Annotated in this window: 18 protein-coding genes; 10 read left to right on the top strand and 8 right to left on the bottom strand. The window is 57.3% G+C overall.

Translation table 11 applies throughout. From position 1 onward, the window contains the following. The first annotated feature begins 887 nt into the window (after window positions 1–887). Entirely contained in the window at window positions 888–2309 is a 1422-nt protein-coding gene (locus QRN61_RS14260) for an amino acid permease (RefSeq protein ID WP_027613968.1), read from the top strand. 55 nt (window positions 2310–2364) lie between these two features. Here the strand turns inward: QRN61_RS14260 and glyA are convergent, their stop codons facing one another. Next, on the bottom strand, window positions 2365–3714 hold the full coding sequence (gene glyA, locus QRN61_RS14265; RefSeq protein WP_285374058.1) for a serine hydroxymethyltransferase: 1350 nt from the start codon (window positions 3712–3714) through the stop codon (window positions 2365–2367). A gap of 571 nt (window positions 3715–4285) precedes the next feature. On the opposite strand from glyA, the gene QRN61_RS14270 reads away from it, so the two are divergent. Together QRN61_RS14270 and QRN61_RS14275 are read left to right on the top strand one after the other, a co-directional pair. Further along, entirely contained in the window at window positions 4286–4891 is a 606-nt protein-coding gene (locus QRN61_RS14270) for a helix-turn-helix transcriptional regulator (protein ID WP_285374059.1), read from the top strand. Next, a complete protein-coding gene (locus QRN61_RS14275) occupies window positions 4875–5750 on the top strand; it encodes a queuosine precursor transporter (protein ID WP_027613965.1) in 876 nt (291 codons plus the stop codon). The genes QRN61_RS14270 and QRN61_RS14275 overlap by 17 nt, the downstream gene beginning before the upstream one ends. Window positions 5751–5812: 62 nt before the next feature. On the opposite strand, the gene queC is transcribed toward QRN61_RS14275, so the two are convergent. Continuing rightward, the gene (gene queC / locus QRN61_RS14280; RefSeq protein ID WP_098967794.1) at window positions 5813–6511 is read right to left on the bottom strand and encodes a 7-cyano-7-deazaguanine synthase QueC; all 699 of its coding nucleotides are present in this window, start codon (window positions 6509–6511) and stop codon (window positions 5813–5815) included. A 146-nt stretch (window positions 6512–6657) separates the two neighbouring features. Between queC and arfB the strand changes: the two genes are divergently transcribed. Continuing rightward, window positions 6658–7071: an alternative ribosome rescue aminoacyl-tRNA hydrolase ArfB gene (arfB, locus tag QRN61_RS14285; RefSeq protein WP_027613963.1), complete on the top strand. Its 414-nt coding sequence runs from the start codon at window positions 6658–6660 to the stop codon at window positions 7069–7071. A gap of 200 nt (window positions 7072–7271) precedes the next feature. After that, entirely contained in the window at window positions 7272–8564 is a 1293-nt protein-coding gene (locus QRN61_RS14290; protein ID WP_097090163.1) for a hypothetical protein, read from the top strand. A 62-nt stretch (window positions 8565–8626) separates the two neighbouring features. Here the strand turns inward: QRN61_RS14290 and QRN61_RS14295 are convergent, their stop codons facing one another. The 6 genes from QRN61_RS14295 to phhA all read right to left on the bottom strand — a co-directional run bounded on the left by QRN61_RS14295 (window position 8627) and on the right by phhA (window position 13046). Next, window positions 8627–9826, bottom strand: coding sequence for an MFS transporter (locus QRN61_RS14295; RefSeq protein ID WP_285374060.1), 1200 nt, complete (start codon window positions 9824–9826; stop codon window positions 8627–8629). Window positions 9827–9930: 104 nt separating this feature from the next. After that, window positions 9931–10113, bottom strand: coding sequence for a hypothetical protein (locus QRN61_RS14300; protein WP_003222790.1), 183 nt, complete (start codon window positions 10111–10113; stop codon window positions 9931–9933). Window positions 10114–10182: 69 nt separating this feature from the next. After that, window positions 10183–10314 carry a hypothetical protein gene (locus QRN61_RS14305; protein ID WP_256214475.1) on the bottom strand — a complete coding sequence of 44 codons (132 nt, stop codon included), beginning with the start codon at window positions 10312–10314 and terminating at the stop codon, window positions 10183–10185. A 272-nt stretch (window positions 10315–10586) separates the two neighbouring features. Next, the gene (locus QRN61_RS14310) at window positions 10587–11780 is read right to left on the bottom strand and encodes an amino acid aminotransferase (RefSeq protein WP_096796289.1); all 1194 of its coding nucleotides are present in this window, start codon (window positions 11778–11780) and stop codon (window positions 10587–10589) included. Beyond that, entirely contained in the window at window positions 11780–12136 is a 357-nt protein-coding gene (locus QRN61_RS14315) for a 4a-hydroxytetrahydrobiopterin dehydratase (protein ID WP_003222798.1), read from the bottom strand. Before QRN61_RS14315 ends, QRN61_RS14310 begins: the two co-directional genes overlap by 1 nt. A 118-nt stretch (window positions 12137–12254) precedes the next feature. Then, the gene (gene phhA / locus QRN61_RS14320) at window positions 12255–13046 is read right to left on the bottom strand and encodes a phenylalanine 4-monooxygenase (RefSeq protein WP_007965510.1); all 792 of its coding nucleotides are present in this window, start codon (window positions 13044–13046) and stop codon (window positions 12255–12257) included. A 322-nt stretch (window positions 13047–13368) separates the two neighbouring features. On the opposite strand from phhA, the gene QRN61_RS14325 reads away from it, so the two are divergent. The 5 genes from QRN61_RS14325 to QRN61_RS14345 all read left to right on the top strand — a co-directional run bounded on the left by QRN61_RS14325 (window position 13369) and on the right by QRN61_RS14345 (window position 18740). Continuing rightward, window positions 13369–14931: a sigma-54-dependent transcriptional regulator gene (locus QRN61_RS14325; RefSeq protein ID WP_285374061.1), complete on the top strand. Its 1563-nt coding sequence runs from the start codon at window positions 13369–13371 to the stop codon at window positions 14929–14931. A gap of 373 nt (window positions 14932–15304) precedes the next feature. Beyond that, window positions 15305–16045 (top strand): flagellar basal body rod protein FlgF, encoded by a 741-nt coding sequence (locus tag QRN61_RS14330; protein ID WP_007965507.1) that lies wholly within the window; start codon window positions 15305–15307, stop codon window positions 16043–16045. A 45-nt stretch (window positions 16046–16090) separates the two neighbouring features. Further along, window positions 16091–16876: a flagellar basal-body rod protein FlgG gene (flgG, locus tag QRN61_RS14335; RefSeq protein ID WP_003222804.1), complete on the top strand. Its 786-nt coding sequence runs from the start codon at window positions 16091–16093 to the stop codon at window positions 16874–16876. A gap of 52 nt (window positions 16877–16928) precedes the next feature. Continuing rightward, entirely contained in the window at window positions 16929–17624 is a 696-nt protein-coding gene (flgH, locus tag QRN61_RS14340; RefSeq protein ID WP_027613958.1) for a flagellar basal body L-ring protein FlgH, read from the top strand. A gap of 27 nt (window positions 17625–17651) precedes the next feature. Continuing rightward, window positions 17652–18740 (top strand): flagellar basal body P-ring protein FlgI, encoded by a 1089-nt coding sequence (locus QRN61_RS14345; RefSeq protein WP_177325661.1) that lies wholly within the window; start codon window positions 17652–17654, stop codon window positions 18738–18740. The last annotated feature ends 6 nt before the right edge of the window (window positions 18741–18746 follow it).

The raw sequence follows: 18746 nt of genomic DNA on the forward strand, positions 1-18746 counted from the left end.
ATCTCCTAGATGACTTTCACGGTTATGACTGGCCGGTCGAGTTGGCCGGCAAGACGTGAAGAACCTAGTTCAGGGTGTTTTGTAATGCAAAAAATTATTTATTTAAAATTTAAATAAACTTTTTATTCTGTTTTTAAGCGGCGGATTTCTTATTTGAAAACAAAAAACTAAGCGGCAACTTTCATTAGCAAGCTTGCTACCGTCAATTTGCAGACGTCCTACAGAATTTTCCGAAATGGAAAATCTGCGTTACGCGTTGTAAAGAAAAGTTTACGGAATCCCCGGTAAAGAGCAGTGGATTCACCCCGTTGCCGACGCTGTAAGGAAAACCTGCCGGAACCAGCCTGCAAAGGCGTGGCGCAGGGCTCTGGCGCGCTTGTTTCAGCGCCGTTTGCAAGGTGAGATGCGCCTCATGCCTGTCGTGCAGGTACATAACAAGAAGGAGGCGCAATGAACGCCGAGATTGATCTTCACTTCTCTCCGTGGGGCGGTTTTTCGCACGTCCCCGTCGATGGCCTGCAAAGGCCTGACTCAATTTTTGCAGCCGCCCGGACATCTCGAGGCGGACCCACGCAATCCCGGCAAGCGCCACGCTGATCCAGCGGGGTCTGGCAGCAGGGGGTTAGCGGTGTACAATGCGCCGCGTTTTAACTGTGACCCTCTGCGTAATCGCAAAACCTCAAGGCCATCCGCCTTGTTCACTCCGCCGCGTCACAAGCGTGTCGGGTTCGATTTCGTCACAGATAAAAACAAACAGGTGACGCATGACCGTTGTAAAAAAGCTGAATTCCTGGTGCTTGCGCTGGGGTTTGATCGGGGTTGTCTGAAATCGCAACCTTGCAGCAACGTCTACTGAACATCATCAAACCTTGCGTGGGACCTTTTTCATGAGTGGACAAAACTCGCAATCAGGCGAGCTGAAACGCGGCCTGAAAAATCGCCATATTCAACTGATCGCCCTCGGTGGCGCGATCGGTACCGGATTGTTCCTCGGCTCGGCCGGGGTGCTGAAATCCGCCGGCCCGTCGATGATCCTCGGCTACGCCATCTGCGGCTTCATCGCCTTCATGATCATGCGCCAGCTCGGCGAGATGATCGTCGAAGAGCCGGTGGCCGGTTCCTTCAGTCATTTCGCGCACAAGTACTGGGGCGGTTTTGCCGGTTTCCTGTCGGGCTGGAACTGCTGGATTCTGTACATTCTGGTGGGCATGTCGGAGCTGACCGCCGTCGGCAAGTACATCCACTACTGGGCGCCGGACATCCCGACCTGGGTCACCGCCGCCGCCTTCTTCGTGCTGATCAACGCGATCAACCTGGCCAACGTCAAAGTCTTCGGTGAAGCTGAATTCTGGTTCGCGATCATCAAGGTCGTGGCGATCGTCGGCATGATCGCGCTGGGCAGCTACCTGCTGGTCAGCGGGCATGGCGGCCCGCAGGCCTCGGTCAGCAACCTGTGGTCGCACGGCGGGTTCTTCCCCAACGGCGTCAGCGGTCTGGTGATGGCGATGGCGATCATCATGTTCTCCTTCGGCGGTCTGGAAATGCTCGGTTTCACCGCAGCCGAAGCCGACAAGCCGAAGACCGTGATCCCGAAAGCGATCAACCAGGTGATCTACCGCATCCTGATTTTCTACATCGGCGCGCTGGTGATCCTGCTGTCGCTGACTCCTTGGGACAGCCTGCTGGCAACCCTCAACGCGTCCGGCGATTCGTACAGCGGCAGCCCGTTCGTGCAGGTGTTCTCGATGCTCGGCAGCAACACCGCCGCGCACATCCTCAACTTCGTGGTGCTGACCGCAGCGCTGTCGGTGTACAACAGCGGCACCTACTGCAACAGCCGCATGCTGCTGGGCATGGCCGAGCAGGGCGATGCGCCGAAAGGTCTGGCGAAGATCGACAAGCGCGGCGTGCCGGTGCGTTCGATCCTGGCGTCGGCAGCGGTCACGCTGGTGGCCGTGCTGCTCAACTATCTGATCCCGCAGCAGGCGCTGGAACTGCTGATGTCGCTGGTGGTTGCAACGCTGGTGATCAACTGGGCGATGATCAGCTTCTCGCACTTCAAGTTCCGACAGCACATGAACAAGACGCAGCAGACACCACTGTTCAAGGCGCTGTGGTACCCGTACGGTAACTACATCTGCCTGGCGTTCGTGGTGTTCATCCTTGGCGTGATGCTGCTGATCCCGGGCATCCAGATCTCGGTGTACGCGATTCCGGTGTGGGTCGTGTTCATGTGGGTCTGCTATGTGATCAAGAACAAGCGTGGGGCGCAGCAGGCGCTGCACGCGGCGGGTTCTGCCGCGAAGTAAGCCAGACGCAGAAAGTGAGAAACCCGGCCAATGTGCCGGGTTTTTTTATTTGCCGTCAGACGTATTCGGCGATGGGATGGGCTGTGCAGAACGCTTCGGTCTGCAACCGGAATTGCTCGCGCAAGGCCGGTTCCAGCAGGTAATCCTGCTCGCTGATCGGTCTCACACTGTCGAGGATCCGGCAGATCAGATCGACGATCTGGCGACATCCCTGCGGATCGATTCTGCGCTGCGCGATGGAGCCCGTGCCGATGCGCAGACCGCTGGTAATGAGTGAAGGGCGTGTCTCGCCCGGTACACGATATTTGTCCACGATAATTGCGCAACGCTCCAGCGCCGATTCGGCAATGGCGCCGGTGATGCCGCCACGCAACCGAATCAATACCGTATGGTTCTCACTGCCCCCGCCGACGACTTCGTAGTCGTGTGCCTGAAAGGCGCTGGCGAACTCGTCAGCCGTGCTGCGAATCCGCCCCATGCTTCTGTCGAACTCCGTGGACTTTGCGTAAGCCAGAGCCGCCGCCTTCGCAGCGATCATGTTGACGGCAGGCGCGCCCTGCATTCGCGGATAAACGGCCTGGTCGAGGGCGCGGCTGAATGTCGTCCTCAAGCCAGGCACCTTGTTGTTCGCCGCTTGACCCGAAAGGATCAGACCGCCGCGCGGGCCCATGAGTTGTTTGTGGGTGCAGGTGGTGGTGACGTGTGCGACGTCGATCGGACTGGGATGCCGCCCTGTGGCAACCAGTCCGGCGATATGCGAAATATCGGCGAGCAGGATGGCGCCGGCTTCATCGGCAATCTCGCGAAATCGTTGGAAATCGATGACCCGTGAGTACGCCGTCGCGCCGCACATGATGATGCGTGGGCGATGGGCGAGCGCCAGTTTGCGCACCTGGTCGTAATCGATGACCCCCGCTGAAGTCGTGCCGTACCGAATCGCCTTGTAGTAAATGCCGGCGAATGAGGTGGAACTGCCATGGGTATGATGGCCGCCGTATTTGACGCCCATTCCCAGCAAGGTATCGCCTGGTTCGAGCAGGGCGGTCAGCACGTGGTAATTGGCGTTTGATGCCGAATGCGATTGCACGCTTGCGTACTGGGCATCGAACAGTTCCCGCGCTCTGCGGATGGCAAGCGCTTCGACCAGATCGACGTTTTCGCACCCGCCGCCGTAACGTCTGCCGGGCAACCCCTCGGCCGTCACATTGACCAGTGCCGAAGCGGAGGCGGCCAGGGTCATGGGCCTGACGGCGCAGGAGGAGGAGACCAGCGACAGCACCTGGTGCTGACGGGCAACTTCCGCGTCGAGGATCCCTGCCAGTTCGGCGTCTTGCGCCCACAGATCCGCCAGGCCCCGTTGCAGCAGATCAGCCTGGTTCATGAGCGGTTCGGTATGGACTGCCATTGTCTGTATTCCTTCCCTGTGTGCAGCGCGCTGCGAACGAGCGCGACTTCCTTGGTTTTACCGGAGGGTGCGTGCGTTTCTGCCCTTGCCCGACCGGATACAGCGGATTCCTTGTTTTCGCGGCACTGCGCGCAAACTAATCTCTGTATCGCCGGCCCGTTTTCTGTTGACTGCGGTCGCTGCCGACAGTCCGGTCTGCCCGACGCATCATAGGTTTTTCACGGCGGAACACCAGAAAATTAATCAGAAAAATGAACATTGTTCAAATAAAATGATTCTTTTCTCAGGGCCTCAGGGTGTAAAACTGCAGGCGGGAAGGATCGCTATTCACGAGATTCTGCTGGCCGATAAGCAGAACTGACGGGTCAGTAAAGAATTCGAATTGTTCTTTCTGGTTCACACCAGCGGTGTTGTTCACACTATGTTTATGCCGAAATCAGGGAGGGGGAATGCTATGATCTGCCGCGGCTCTAATACCCGTATAACTATTTCCTAGTGGGCCTGTTGAGTCCCTGAATGATGATTCGAGGGGTATTTTCAAATTGCCTTTATAAAAGACGGTAAGCATTCCATGCACAGAAGAAAACGATCGGAGAATCTGAAGAACAATATCAAGTACCTGATAAAGAGTCGTGGGGAAACGCAGCTGTCGTTATGTAATTCCAGTGGACTGACCCGAACCACGATCTACAACATTCTTGAAGGTAAAGTGGTCAACGTACAGCAGTCCACTGTGCGCAAGATTTCCGACTTTTTCGGAGTGTCCTACGAAGAGATAGAGACGATCTCGTTTGAAGAAAAGGAAATCATCGACAGCAGCATCTCGCCGCAGGGCAACATGAACCCGGCGGCAGTGCCTGTCATCAAGGAAAGTCTGCTTCTGCAGAATCTGGATAAGCGAATCGGCGAGTTGGCGACGATTTTTCCACTGACTTACTATTTCGGAACGTCCTTCAATTTGATAGGCGTCCTGCTGGAAAATGAAGTCAGTGGCATGAATGAACCGGGCGACCTGCTGATCGTGCAGAAAGGCGCGGCAAGCATCGACAAGGAAAAACTGGTGTATGACAAGGTCAGTAAAAGGTTATTCATAACAACTGAAGTTGATCTTGCGCTGGAGAGTGTTTGTGTTGTCGGGGATATAATCGAGGAACGATTTAATGGATTGCAGCGTTGAAAGGGAAAACACCAAATATAAGCTGTTGGGGTTCGAAAACGGAAAAAGCCTGGCGGTGATCATGGTCATTGCGACAGGCAAGATAATTAAAATAAAGCTGAGTGAAGTGTTGAATAGTGAGATTATGGATAATCTGAACAAGATAGAAGTAAAGAATCTGTACAAGAAATTCTACTCCCAGGGAGGGTCGCTTACCGCTTATGAAATAAATGATCGCCACGAGAGTTCCTGGATGATTTATATCATTCTGAACCTGATGCTGTTCACGCTTTATATTTTTACCAGCATTGCTGCGACCAAGCCTATCTATCTGGAATATTTTGATATTGTCGTAACGCCGGGTACTTTCCTGTATCCGCTGACGTTTTTGATCGTCGACTTGCTGAATGAAACCTTCGGCCTCCGGTTGGCGCGCAAGGCGATACTCTTCGCGTTCATCAGTAATGCGGCCATTATCATTTTGCTGGCCATGACTACGTACCTTCCCGGGCTACCCGGGTGGAAGCTCGACGGGCCTTACAATGATGTGATCAGTCAGCTGTCGTCGGTGCTGGTAGCTTCGTCTGTATCGTTTCTGGTGTCGGAAAATATAAACTCTTATCTGTTGTGCAAAATCAAAGAACTGACCAACTCCCGATTTCTCTTCTTGCGGGTGTTTCTGAGTACTTTGTTTGCGGTGATAATCGACAGTTTTCTTTTCTGCTACATCGCCTTTTACGGGACGATGGAGAACAGCGCGATACTCAGCATGATTTACGTCCAGATCGCGATAAAGGTCGGTTTTGCGTTCTTCAATATCATGCCGGCATACGGTGCCAGGTCATTGTTCAAGAGGTATCTGACGGGTAGTCAGGCTTGATGGATTAAATAATGCGCTCACTCGAAATTTTCAAGTGAGCGCATTTTTATATGCTGGGTGCTTTATTGCAGATTCAGCTTCGTTTTCAAGCTGTTCATCACCTCATCCTTGTTTTCCAGAAACTCATTGAGGCCTTTTGCGCGAAGATTGCAAGCGTCGCAATTTGCACATCCGCTACCGGTTATGCCGTTGTAGCAGGTCAGTGTCTGGTGGCGAACCAAATCAAGCTGATGGTAATGATCGGCCAATGCCCAGGTTTCCGCCTTGTTCAGCCACATCAGCGGAGTATCAAGTTTCAATGGGTAATCCATGCCCAGCTCAAGGGCTTTGTTCAGTGCCTTGACGAACTCGTCCCGGCAATCCGGATAGCCCGAGAAGTCTGTTTCGCAAACCCCGGTGATGACCGTTCTGGCTTGTACCTGATAGGCGTAAATAGAGGCGAGGGTCAAAAACAGGATGTTTCTTCCCGGCACAAAGGTGCTTGGCAGACTTTCGCCAGAACTATTAACCGTCGGAACCGGGATGTTGTCGCGAGTCAGGCTGCTGATGGCCAGCTCATTCAGCAAAGATACATCCATCACTTTATGCACGGTCACGCCGAGCTGTTTGGCCAGTTGCTGCGCGACTTCGATTTCCGCGCGATGACGCTGACCATAGTCAAACGTGATGCAATGAATTTCGTCATAGTGGCTCAGTGCATGGATCAGACAGGTCGTCGAGTCCTGTCCGCCACTAAAAACGATAACTGCTTTATTGCTCATGCTTATGCTTCCTGCATTGAACTGGTAAATTTTCGCTGGGGATCATAACGCGAAACGATTGATGCAAGAAGTTGCGCATGGCCGCAGGAGGCCTGCTTTGTGGTTAATCGCGGTATCCTGCACGCTCTGAATTCGGACTTTTTTCCATGCTGGTGATTTCCAACAACGTGCATCTGCCGGATGCCGAGATCGAACTGACGTACATCCGCGCGCAAGGCGCCGGTGGGCAGAACGTCAACAAGGTCTCCAGCGCCGTGCACCTGCGCTTCGACATTCCGGCCTCGTCCTTGCCCGAGTTCTACAAGGAGCGACTGCTGGCGCTGCGTGACAGTCGCATCACCAGCGATGGCGTGCTGATCATCAAGGCTCAGCAATACCGCACGCAGGAAGCCAACCGTGCCGATGCGCTGGAGCGTCTGACCGAGTTGATCCTCAGCGCCACCAAGGTCGAAAAGAAGCGCCGCCCGACCAAGCCGACCCTCGGCTCGAAGAAGCGCCGGCTCGAATCCAAGACCAAGCGCGGCAGCATCAAGGCCGGGCGCGGCAAGGTGGATTTTTAAGGGTTGGTGTCATGGAGTTGTTCCATTTCATCCGGAGCGGGCATTGTATCCATTACGCACCTCTCAACTTAAATCAATTTCCGGACATTGAACGACTCTTTTATAACTAATTGGTCTACATGACTGTCATATCTGACAGGTGTGCCGGATTGCTGTTACACGTTTACTGAGCTCTCTTTTCATTGATTGAGCAAAAGTAAATGAATAACTTAAATGTTGTGCGTGGTACTCCCGATACTGATTTTGGTGTGCGCAGTGAGGTCGTTTTATACGGAGAACAAGGTCAGAGGCTTCAACCTCGGGTCGTCACTCTTCTCTCAGAACCGAACAGGATTCTTTGCGCAGCAACTGACGAGGAGCGGCAAGAGATTTACCTGTGCATGCTTGATGAGGAAGGAGGTATCGACGAGAGTTTCGGAAAAGCGGGTAGTGTTTTTTTTAAACTCTCGGAGTTTTTTCCTGGGTGGGATTTGCCGCAGCCCTATAGCGTGAAGTTTGATAGTGTTCATGGCAAGTATGTGTTGGGGTTCTTCGCTCGTAAAGATGGCTTTAATCGTGCTACCGGCCTGGCTCGATTCGATTTGAATGGGGAGATTGATGAAGGGTTTGGCAGCAAAGGCGTCATGTTGTGGAGTCTGGATCTGAAAGAGGTTGTTCCTGCAAGTTCAGATGTTCCAAAGCTGAAGCAGCCTCTGGCGGATAAAGGCCGCGACTACCACGGAACTATGGAATTATTGGACGATGGCGGCGTTTTGCTTCTGACCACGCTTGACGACAGAGGATTTTTCGATAGGGCGTTTGTGGTCAAGTTAAAAAATAACGGTGGGTTGGACGAAACGTTCGGTAATGGCGGGTACCGATTGGTTTCTCGAGGTCCGTCTGTTTTAGTCATAGGACAGGATATGTTTCGCCAAGGGAATGGTTATGTTGTCGCCGCGTCAGACGGTCTGCGTGATAAACGTTGGTTTGTTGGCCGGTATGATGCCCGTGGTGATCTTGACTCCAGTTTTGGGGCCGGAGGTTATTATGATGGAGTACCTTCGGTTAAAAATGTGATTCTGAAACGTGACGATAAGTTTTATATTGTGGGTACTTCGGATAATGGAGTTCCGCAGTATCTGTTTCTCCAGCTTCAACGTCGTGGGTCGAATGGTGAGGAAGATGACCTTTTTGGCAAACAAGGATGGGGAGGATTTATCACTGATGATTTCAGCGATATCTATATGACGAAAGCAGCACTCTATAATTTGAAATCAACCGTTGTGGTAGCAGGTTATGCTTATTTGCGTGGCGGGTCGGATAGTCAGGCATTTATTGCCAGTCTTGAACAAGACATGGGTTGGGACGAGGGGTTTGGTAATGTTGGAAAGGTTGTATTTCCAAAAGACCAGATTATTCACGATCTCGCTGTTCAGGAAGATCGAAAAATTGTGTTTGTATCCAGTAAAAATAGAGAAAACGGTAGCTTCGCCATTTTCCGTTTGCATGGTTAGCTTATAAAAGCCGCGGTTGTGCATTGGCCATTCGGAACCAATGAATGGCCAATATTGGGCGATCAATGAGAGTGGTGTTTTGGTTTAATGCGGTACAAATACACACTCAGGATCAGGCCGCTCAGTGAGGCAATGGCGGCAAACAGAAAGATCGAAGCAAAGCCGAAACCCGCCGCAATTGCCCCCGCCAATGGTCCGGTGATCCCCAGCGACAAATCGATGAACAACGAATACGCGCCGACCGCTGCGCCACGGCTGGAGGCTGGCACCAGGTTCACCGCTTCCACGCCCAGCGCCGGGAATACCAGCGAGAAGCCGAAACCGCTCAACGCCGCCCCGGCCAGCGCCCAATGCGCATCCGGCGCCAGCCACAGCAGTAACAGGCCGAGGGTTTCCACCGAGAGGCAGGCGATCGCTACGCGGAAGCCGCCGAGGCGGTTGATCAGGTTGCCGAACAGCAGTCGCGCGCCGATGAAGCTGGCGCCGAACAGGCTCAGGCACAGCACTGCGTTGTCCCAGTGCCGGGTGGCGTAATACAGGGTGATGAAGGTGGCGATGGTGCCAAAACCAATCGAGCCTAGCGCCAGGCCGCAGCCGTGGGGGAACACGCGACCGAGCACATGCATGAACGGCAAGCGCTCGCCGGCGACAATCGGCGCCGCGGTTTTCGGCCACGCCAGCAGCAGGCCCAGCGCTGCCAGCAGAATGATGCTGACGCCCATGCTCCACAATCCCAGCTGGCCGACCAGCCAGACCCCGAACGGCGCGCCCACCGCGAGCGCGCCGTAACTGGCGATGCCGTTCCACGAGATGACTTTGGCGGTGTTCGCCGCGCCAACGCGGCCGATGCCCCAGCCGATCGAGCCGGAGCCGACTAGGCTTTCCGCGCTGCCCAGCACCAGACGCCCGATCAACAGGCTGATCAGGCTGAACATCGGCAAGTTGGGTGTCCACGCCGAAATCAGCATAAACACACCATTCAAGCCGCATCCGGCCAGACCGATCATCACCGCGCGCTTGCTGCCCTGGTTGTCGATGATCTTGCCGGCGTACGGACGGCTGAGCAGGGTGGCGAGGTATTGCACGCTGATCACCAGCCCCGCGATCACCGCGCCAAAGCCAAGATCGCTGTGGACGTAACCCGGCAGCACGGCGAGCGGAATGCCGATGTTCAGATAGCCGATGAAGGTGAAGAGGACGATGGACACGACTTGCAGCGTGACCGCCAGGGGGCGCTGGGGTTGTGGCATAGAGGACGACATGAGAAACGATCCACGGCAAAGCAGGATTAGATAGGCTGCTTATGATACCGGCGCGGACGCGTCAGGGGCGGGGAAAAGTAAAACTATTTGCCGGGAGGGTGGCTTCAGGGTTTGGCCGGGGCGACCAGTTGTGTAGTGACCAGTGCAGCGAGGGCGTTTTCTTCGCTGCCGAAACGGGCGAGCAGGGCGGCCTGTTTTTCCGGGGAGAGACGGTTCCAGATCTCGATCATTTTCTCGGTCGCGCCGATCAGGACGGCAGCTTGGCTTTCAGAGAATTCGTCGGTCATGGCGGGCTCGGTTTCAGGCAGTGTGGAAAGCGCATCTTAGCGCTTTCCACACGGTCTGTACGGCGGGTTTTACTCTTCGCTGTCGGCCTGGCGGCTCTCAACGGCTTCTTTCGGCTCGGGCTGTTGGGCACCGGCTTGTTGCGTGGTCGTCTGCTCAGGTACGTGCAGGCTTGGGAAGGGGAGATTAGGAATCTCGTGCATGGTTGCGCTCCTCGCTAAGTCTGTTGATAGATCTGGTAGATCCGCGCTTCTTGAAAGCCTGCGCAGGATACAGCAGGAAAAATGACAATCAGACTTTTAATTGAAAATAATGCGACAGATGGCCGCAGGGGGGGCGAAGTTAGCTTGTCACCGCAGATACAAATGTGGGAGCGAGCCTGCTCGCGAAGGCGGTATGTCAGGCAACATTTTCGTTGAATGACACTCCGCTTTCGCGAGCAGGCTCGCTCCCACAGGGTTTTGTGTTGCAGTGACTATTTGCAGGCGTTGGCGATGGCCTCGGCCAGCAGTGCCAGGCGCGTGGCGTCGATCCCGGCGACGTTGGCCCGGCCCGAGCTGACCATGTACACGCTGTGCTGCTCACGCAGTTGTTTGACCTGCTCCGGCGACAGCCCGGTGTAGGAGAACATTCCGCGTTGCACGCCAATGTGCGCAAAGCGCTCGCGCAGACCGTGTGGTTCCAGTGCTTCGACCAGACCGCTGCGCAATTGGGCGATGCGCAAACGCATGGCTTCCACTTCATCGGCCCAGCGCGCTTTCAGCTCCGGGTCGGCGAGGATGGTCGCCACCACGGCCGCGCCGTGATCCGGTGGCGTCGACCACAGGTTGCGGGCGATGTTGGCCAGTTGGCTGCGGATGTCGATCAGCTTGTCGGCGGTTTTCGCGCAGACAATCAGCGCGCCGGTACGGTCGCGGTACAGGCCGAAGTTCTTCGAGCAGGAGCTGGTGATCAGCAGCTCAGGCACCTCGGCGGCGAACAGTCGGGTCGACCACGCGTCCTGTTCCAGTCCGTCGCCAAAGCCCTGGTAGGCAAAGTCGATCAGCGGCAGCAGGTCACGGCGGCGCACCACGTCGAGCACACGCTGCCAGTCGTCATGGTTCAGGTCGAAACCGGTCGGGTTGTGGCAGCAGGCATGCAGCAGCACCACGTCGCCTTGCGGCACTTCGTTGAGTGCGGCGAGCATCGCATCGACGTCGAGGCGGTTGTCGCTGCCCACGTACGGGTAGTGACTGACCTTGACCCCGGCCGCGGCGAAAATCGTTTCGTGGATCGGCCAGGTCGGGTTGCTCAGCCACACGCCTTTGCCCGGCAGGCACTGGGCGATGAAGTCGGCCGCCAGACGCAGGGCACCGGTGCCGCCAGGAGTCTGGGTGGCGCCGGCGCGCTGTTCGGCGATCAGCTTCGAGTCGGCGCCAAGCACCAGTTCATTGATGACTTTGCCGAACAGCGGATTGCCGTGACCACCGATGTAGGTCTTGGTGTCCTGGCTTTCGACCAGTCGCGCCTCGGCGATTTTCACCGCTTCGGGGATCGGCGTCAGGCCCTGGGCATCCTTGTAGACGCCAACGCCGAGGTCGAATTTGCGCGGGTTAGTGTCCTGCGCATAGGCCTCCATCAAACCGAGGATCGGGTCGCCGGGTACCCGGCCGATGGCGTCAAAGTGCATTACTTGCGTCCTTCTGCGGTCTTGGCTACTTCGTCAGTGCGCGCGGCCATGATGAAGTCGTTGCGGTGCAGGCCTTTGATCGAGTGGCTCCACCAGGTCACGGTGACTTTGCCCCACTCGGTCAGCAGACCCGGGTGGTGCCCTTCGGCCTCGGAGATCTCGCCGACGGCGTTGGTGAACGCCAGAGCATGCTTGAAGTTCTTGAACAGGAAAACTTTCTCCAACTGCATGATGCTGTCGCGTACTTCGATGTTCCAGTCCGGGATCTGCTTGATCAGGATCGGCAGTTCTTCGTCGCTGACTTGTGGCGCATCGGCACGGCAGGCTTCGCAGTGGGCTTGGTTCAAAGTGGACATGGTGTGATTCCTGAAATCGAGTGTGTTTTTTTTATAGAAGCTATCGGCCCGTCAATGCCGTCACGCTAAACCAAAGTGACGGCGACTGACAGACTCAATTCTCAGCAAAAGTCGCGGATCACGCGGCTTTCGGTTTTGGCGGAAACTTCGGTGCGTGCAACCCCAGCTGCATGCCTTGGCGAACCATGGCCATGATGTCTTCATGGGCGACATCGAACAGGCGCTTGAGGTTCGGCAGGACAAAGTACAGCGGCTGCAGAATGTCGATGCGATACGGTGTGCGCATGGCTTCCAGCGGATCGAAGGCCTGATGCTCGGGTTCGTCCGACAGCGAGTAAACGGTTTCCTTCGGCGAGGACAGGATGCCGCCGCCGTAGATGCGTTTGCCTTGCGGGGTGTCGACCAGGCCGAACTCGATGGTCATCCAGTACAGGCGCGCCAGATACACGCGCTCTTCTTTGGTGGCCTGCAGGCCGAGTTTGCCGTAGGTGTGAGTAAATTCGGCGAACCACGGGTTGGTCAGCAGCGGGCAGTGACCGAAGATCTCGTGGAAGATGTCCGGCTCTTGCAGGTAGTCCAGTTCTTCGCGGGTGCGAATGAACGTGGCCACCGGAAACTGCTTGCTGGCGAGCAATTCGAAGAAGGTCTGGAAGGGGATCAGTGCCGGGACGCGGGCAACCTGCCAACCGGTGGTCTCACCGAGCACCTTGTTGATCTCGCCCAGCTGCGGAATGCGGTCGTGGGGCAGACCGAGTTTTTCGATACCGTCCAGGTACTCCTGGCACGCCCGACCCTCGATCACTTTCAACTGGCGGGTGATCAGCGTGTTCCACACCGCATGCTCTTCGGCGGGGTAGTCGATAAAACCTTGCGCATCGGGCTCGCGGGCCACGTATTGCGTCTGCTTCATACTGCTCTCCTGCTAGGGGAATTCGTTCTTGTTATGTCCAGCGATGGACTGAGAATTACCCGAGAGTGCGGCGTGATGCAGCAGGTTGAGTGCGTTCCTAGTAGGAACAATCACCGCATTTCGTAAAAAAATCGTTACGCTTTGACTGATATCACGCATTTGCGGTGATTTGCAGGTTTGAAAAGGGCTGTGGCTGTCACATAATCTTGACAACTATCTGCGCGCCTCGACAGAAAAGTCGGGGCGCTATCCCTGTGGGAGCGAGCAAGCCCGCTCCCACAGGGATTGTGTTTAACCCCTCATCCTCGTCGGGCCTCTTTATATGCGTATCAAAGTCCACTGCCAAAACCGCATCGGCATCCTGCGTGACATCCTCAACCTGCTGGTGGAGTACGGGATCAACGTTGCACGCGGCGAGGTCGGCGGTGAGCACGGCAATGCGATCTATCTGCATTGTCCGAACCTGATCAACATCCAGTTTCAGGCGCTGCGACCGAAGTTCGAGGCGATTGCCGGGGTGTTTGGCGTCAAGCGCGTCGGGTTGATGCCCAGCGAGCGTCGGCACATGGAGTTGAATGCGTTGCTCGGTGCGCTGGAATTTCCGGTGCTGTCGATCGACATGGGCGGCTCGATCGTTGCGGCCAACCGCGCGGCGGCGCAGTTGCTCGGAGTGCGCGTGGATGAAGTGCCGGGGATTCCGCTGTCGCGCTATGCCGAGGATTTCGACCTGCCGGAACTGGTGCGCGCCAACAAATCGCGAATCAACGGCATGCGCGTCAAGGTCAGGGGCGACATCTTTCTCGCCGACATCGCGCCGCTGCAATCGGAGCACGACGACAGCGAAGCCATGGCCGGTGCGGTACTGACCTTGCACCGCGCCGACCGCGTAGGTGAGCGCATCTATAACGTGCGCAAACAGGAATTGCGTGGCTTCGACAGTATCTTCCAGAGCTCGAAAGTGATGGCCGCTGTCGTGCGTGAAGCGCGGCGCATGGCGCCGCTGGATGCGCCGCTATTGATCGAAGGCGAAACCGGCACCGGTAAAGAGTTGCTGGCCCGTGCCTGTCACCTCGCCAGTCCGCGTGGGCAGTCGCCGCTGATGGCGCTCAACTGTGCAGGGCTGCCAGAGTCGATGGCCGAGACCGAACTGTTTGGCTACGGCCCCGGCGCGTTCGAAGGGGCGCGCGCCGAAGGCAAGCTTGGTCTGCTGGAACTGACGGCGGGCGGCACGCTGTTCCTTGATGGCGTCGGCGAAATGAGCCCGCGCTTACAGGTGAAGTTGCTGCGCTTTCTGCAGGACGGCTGCTTCCGCCGGGTCGGCAGTGATGAAGAGGTGTATCTGGACGTGCGGGTGATCTGCGCGACCCAGGTCGACTTGTCCGAGCTGTGCGCTCGCGGCGAGTTTCGTCAGGATCTGTATCACCGCTTGAACGTGTTGTCGCTGCACATCCCGCCGCTGCGCGAATGCCTCGACGGTTTGACCCCGCTGGTCGAGCACTTCCTCGATCAGGCCAGCCGCCAGATCGGTTGCTCGCTGCCGAAACTGGCGCCGGCGGCGATGGATCGCCTCAGTCATTATCACTGGCCGGGCAACGTGCGGCAGCTGGAGAACGTGCTGTTCCAGGCGGTTTCACTGTGCGAGGGCGGCACGGTCAAGGTCGAACACATCCGCCTGCCGGATTACGGCGTGCGTCAGCCGCTTGGCGATTTCTCGCTGGAGGGTGGGCTGGACGAGATCGTCGGGCGTTTTGAGAAAGCCGTACTGGAGCGGCTGTACTCCGAACACCCGAGCAGTCGGCAACTGGGTAAGCGGTTGGGGGTTTCGCATACCACCATTGCTAATAAGTTGCGTGAGTATGAGGTCGGTAAAGACCCCGAGATTTAACAGCAACACTGTGGTGAAAAGAGCTTTTGTGGTGAGGGGATTTATCGCCGATGGGTGGCGAAGCCGCCCCAAACCCGGCAAATGCGGTCCATCCGATACACCATCAATGGATGGATTGGGCTGCTGCGCAGCCCATCGGGGATAAATCCCCTCACCACAGGTTCTTTTTCCATCTGCAACAATCGGGATTGCCGCCCAGCGGCATAACACCGCCGGTTTTTCGACTTCGATACATTTCCAATTTCCCCGCAAAACCCCGCAAGTCCTTTGTTTACCGGGCCGCAAGCCGCCAGAAAAAAGTTGGTCTGCAAATTGCTTATGGCTCAGCAGTACAGCGGTGGGCGGCAAACGTCCGGCATGCAGAGGAAAGAGTGTGGACAAGTACCTTTATGTGGCAATGACCGGCGCCAGTCAGAACGCACTGGCGCAAAAGGCCCATGCCAACAACCTGGCGAACATCTCCACCAATGGTTTTCAGCGCGACCTGGAGCAGGCGCGTTCGATGCCGGTGTTCGGTGACAGCTTTCCGGCGCGTGCGTTTGCCATGAGCGAACGGCCCGCCACCGACTTCACCGCCGGTTCGCTGGTGCAGACCGGGCGTGACCTCGACGTCGCCGTGACCGGCAACGGTTTTATTGCCGTGCAGAACCCTAACGGTGGAGAAAGCTACGTGCGCACCGGCAGCCTGAACATCGACGCCCTCGGCGTATTGCGCGCCGGCAACGGCATGCCGGTACTCGGCAACGGCGGTCCGATCGCCGTGCCGCCGGAGCAGCAGGTCGAAGTCGGGGAAGACGGCACCATCAGTATTCGTGCGATGGGCGAAGGCCCGCGCGTCATGGCGGAAGTCGACCGGATCAAACTGGTCAACCCGGACATCAAGAACCTCAACAAAGGCCTCGACGGCTCGATCTACACCAAGGACGGCCAGCCGGCGCCGGCCGATGCCAACGTCAAACTGGTGTCGGGTTTCCTTGAGTCGAGCAACGTCAACGCCGTGGAAGAAATGACCTCGGTGCTGGCCCTGGCCAAGCAGTTCGAGTTGCACGTCAAGATGATGAACACCGCCAAAGACGACGACCAGGCCATGGCTCGGGTCTTGCAGATCAGCTAATTATCAGAACGTCGCGCCGTAAAACAGGCGCACGAGGAGAATCGAATGCTTCCGGCTCTATGGGTTGCCAAAACCGGTCTGTCCGCCCAGGACACCAACCTGACCACCATTTCCAACAACCTGGCGAACGTGTCGACCACGGGTTTCAAACGTGACCGTGCCGAGTTCCAGGACCTGCTGTATCAGATCAAGCGTCAGCCAGGCGCCCAGTCGACCCAGGACAGTGAATTGCCGTCGGGTCTGCAACTGGGTACCGGTGTGCGCATCGTCGGCACCCAGAAAAACTTCACCGCCGGCAGCCTGCAAACCACCGAGCAGCCGCTGGACATGGCCATCGACGGTCGCGGTTTCTTCCAGATCCTGCAGCCGGACGGCACCACGTCCTACACCCGTGACGGTACTTTCCACCTCGACTCCAACGGTCAGATCGTCAACGCCAGCGGTTTCGCCCTGGAACCGGCCATCGTTATCCCGAACAACGCGCAGAGCTTCACCGTCGGCACCGACGGCACCGTGTCGATCACGGTGCCAGGCAACCCGGCCGCTCAGGTGATCGGCAACCTGCAAACCGCCGACTTCATCAACCCGGCCGGTCTGCAGGCAGTGGGCAACAACCTGTTCCTGGAAACCGCTGCTTCCGGCGCGCCGCAAATCGGCACCCCGGGCCTGAACGGTTTCGGTACCACGCTGCAGAACACCCTGGAAGGTTCCAACGTCAGCACCGTTGAGGAGATGGTCAACATGATCACCACTCAGCGCGCCTACGAGATGAACTCCAAGGTGATCTCCACCGCCGACCAGATGCTCTCGTTCGTAACGCAGAATCTGTAATCAAGTCTATGGGGCGGCCATGAGGTCGCCAGCAACACCGTGAGGTAGGGTCATGAAACGCTTCGTATCTGTTCTGGCATTGGGTGGGGTCGTCTCGCTCGCGGGCTGCGTCGCACCGACGCCCAAGCCCAATGACCCTTATTACGCTCCGGTGTTGCCACGCACGCCATTGCCGTCTGCGGCCAACAACGGCTCGATCTATCAGGCCGGCTTCGAGCAGAACCTGTACAGCGACCGCAAGGCATTCCGGGTCGGTGACATCATCACCATCACCCTGAACGAGAAGACTCAGGCGAGCAAAAACGCCAACTCGCAAGTGGCCAAGAACAGCAAGACCGGCATCGGCCTGACTTCGCTGTTTGGCGGCAGTGGCACCACCAACAACCCGTTGGGTGGCAATGATCTGAGCCTCGACGTCGGCTACAGCGGCGACCGTGCGACCAAGGGCGACAGCAAGGCGGCGCAGGGCAACACCCTGACCGGCTCGATCACCGTGACCGTGGCCGATGTGCTTCCCAATGGCATCATCGCCGTGCGCGGCGAGAAGTGGATGACCCTCAACACCGGCGACGAGCTGGTGCGCATCGCAGGTCTCGTGCGTGCCGATGACATCGCCACCGACAACACCGTGTCGTCGACCCGTGTCGCCGATGCGCGCATCACCTACTCGGGCACCGGTTCGTTTGCCGATGCGAGTCAGCCAGGCTGGTTCGACCGTTTCTTCCTCAGCCCGCTGTTCCCTTTCTAGGTGGCGACTTTGAATTTCAAGAGCCTCATGCTGGCTGCGGCCCTGTTGTCCGCAGCCTTTGGTGCCCACGCCGAGCGGCTGAAAGATATCGCCAGCATTTCCGGCGTACGTTCCAACCAGTTGATCGGTTATGGCCTGGTGGTCGGGCTTAACGGCACCGGCGACCAGACGACACAGACCCCGTTCACCCTGCAGACCTTCAACAACATGCTCTCGCAGTTCGGCATCAAGGTGCCGCCGGGATCGGGCAACGTGCAGTTGAAAAACGTCGCAGCGGTGTCGGTCAGTGCCGATCTGCCGGCGTTCGCCAAACCAGGGCAGCAGGTCGACATCACCGTGTCTTCGATCGGTAACTCCAAGAGCCTGCGCGGCGGCACCCTGTTGCTGACCCCGCTCAAGGGTATCGACGGCAACGTCTACGCCATCGCTCAGGGCAACCTGGTGGTCGGTGGTTTCGATGCCGAAGGGCGTGACGGTTCGAAGATCACCGTCAACGTTCCGTCGGCCGGTCGTATCCCCGGCGGTGCGTCGGTGGAGCGTTCGGTACCGAGCGGTTTCAACCAGGGCAACAGCCTGACGCTGAACCTCAACCGTTCCGACTTCACCACGGCCAAGCGTATCGTCGACAAGATCAACGACATGCTCGGCCCTGGCGTGGCGCAAGCCATCGACGGCGGCTCGATCCGTGTGACGGCGCCGCTCGATCCGAGCCAGCGCGTCGACTACCTGTCGATCCTCGAAAACCTTGAAGTCGATCCGGGTCAGGCGGTGGCGAAAGTCATCATCAACTCGCGCACCGGCACCATCGTCATCGGCCAGAACGTGAAAGTTTCGCCGGCCGCCGTGACTCACGGCAGCCTGACCGTGACCATCACCGAAGACCCGATCGTCAGTCAGCCGGGCCCATTGTCCAACGGCCAGACCGCGGTGGTTCCACGTTCGCGGGTCAACGCCGAACAGGAAGCCAAGCCGATGTTCAAGTTCGGCCCGGGCACCACCCTCGACGAGATCGTGCGGGCGGTGAACCAGGTTGGCGCGGCACCGGGTGACCTGATGGCCATTCTCGAAGCACTGAAGCAGGCCGGCGCGTTGCAAGCCGACCTGATCGTGATCTGAGGACGC

The sequence above is a fragment of the Pseudomonas sp. lyk4-TYG-107 genome, assembly GCF_030209055.1.
Lineage (GTDB): Bacteria > Pseudomonadota > Gammaproteobacteria > Pseudomonadales > Pseudomonadaceae > Aquipseudomonas > Aquipseudomonas putida_A.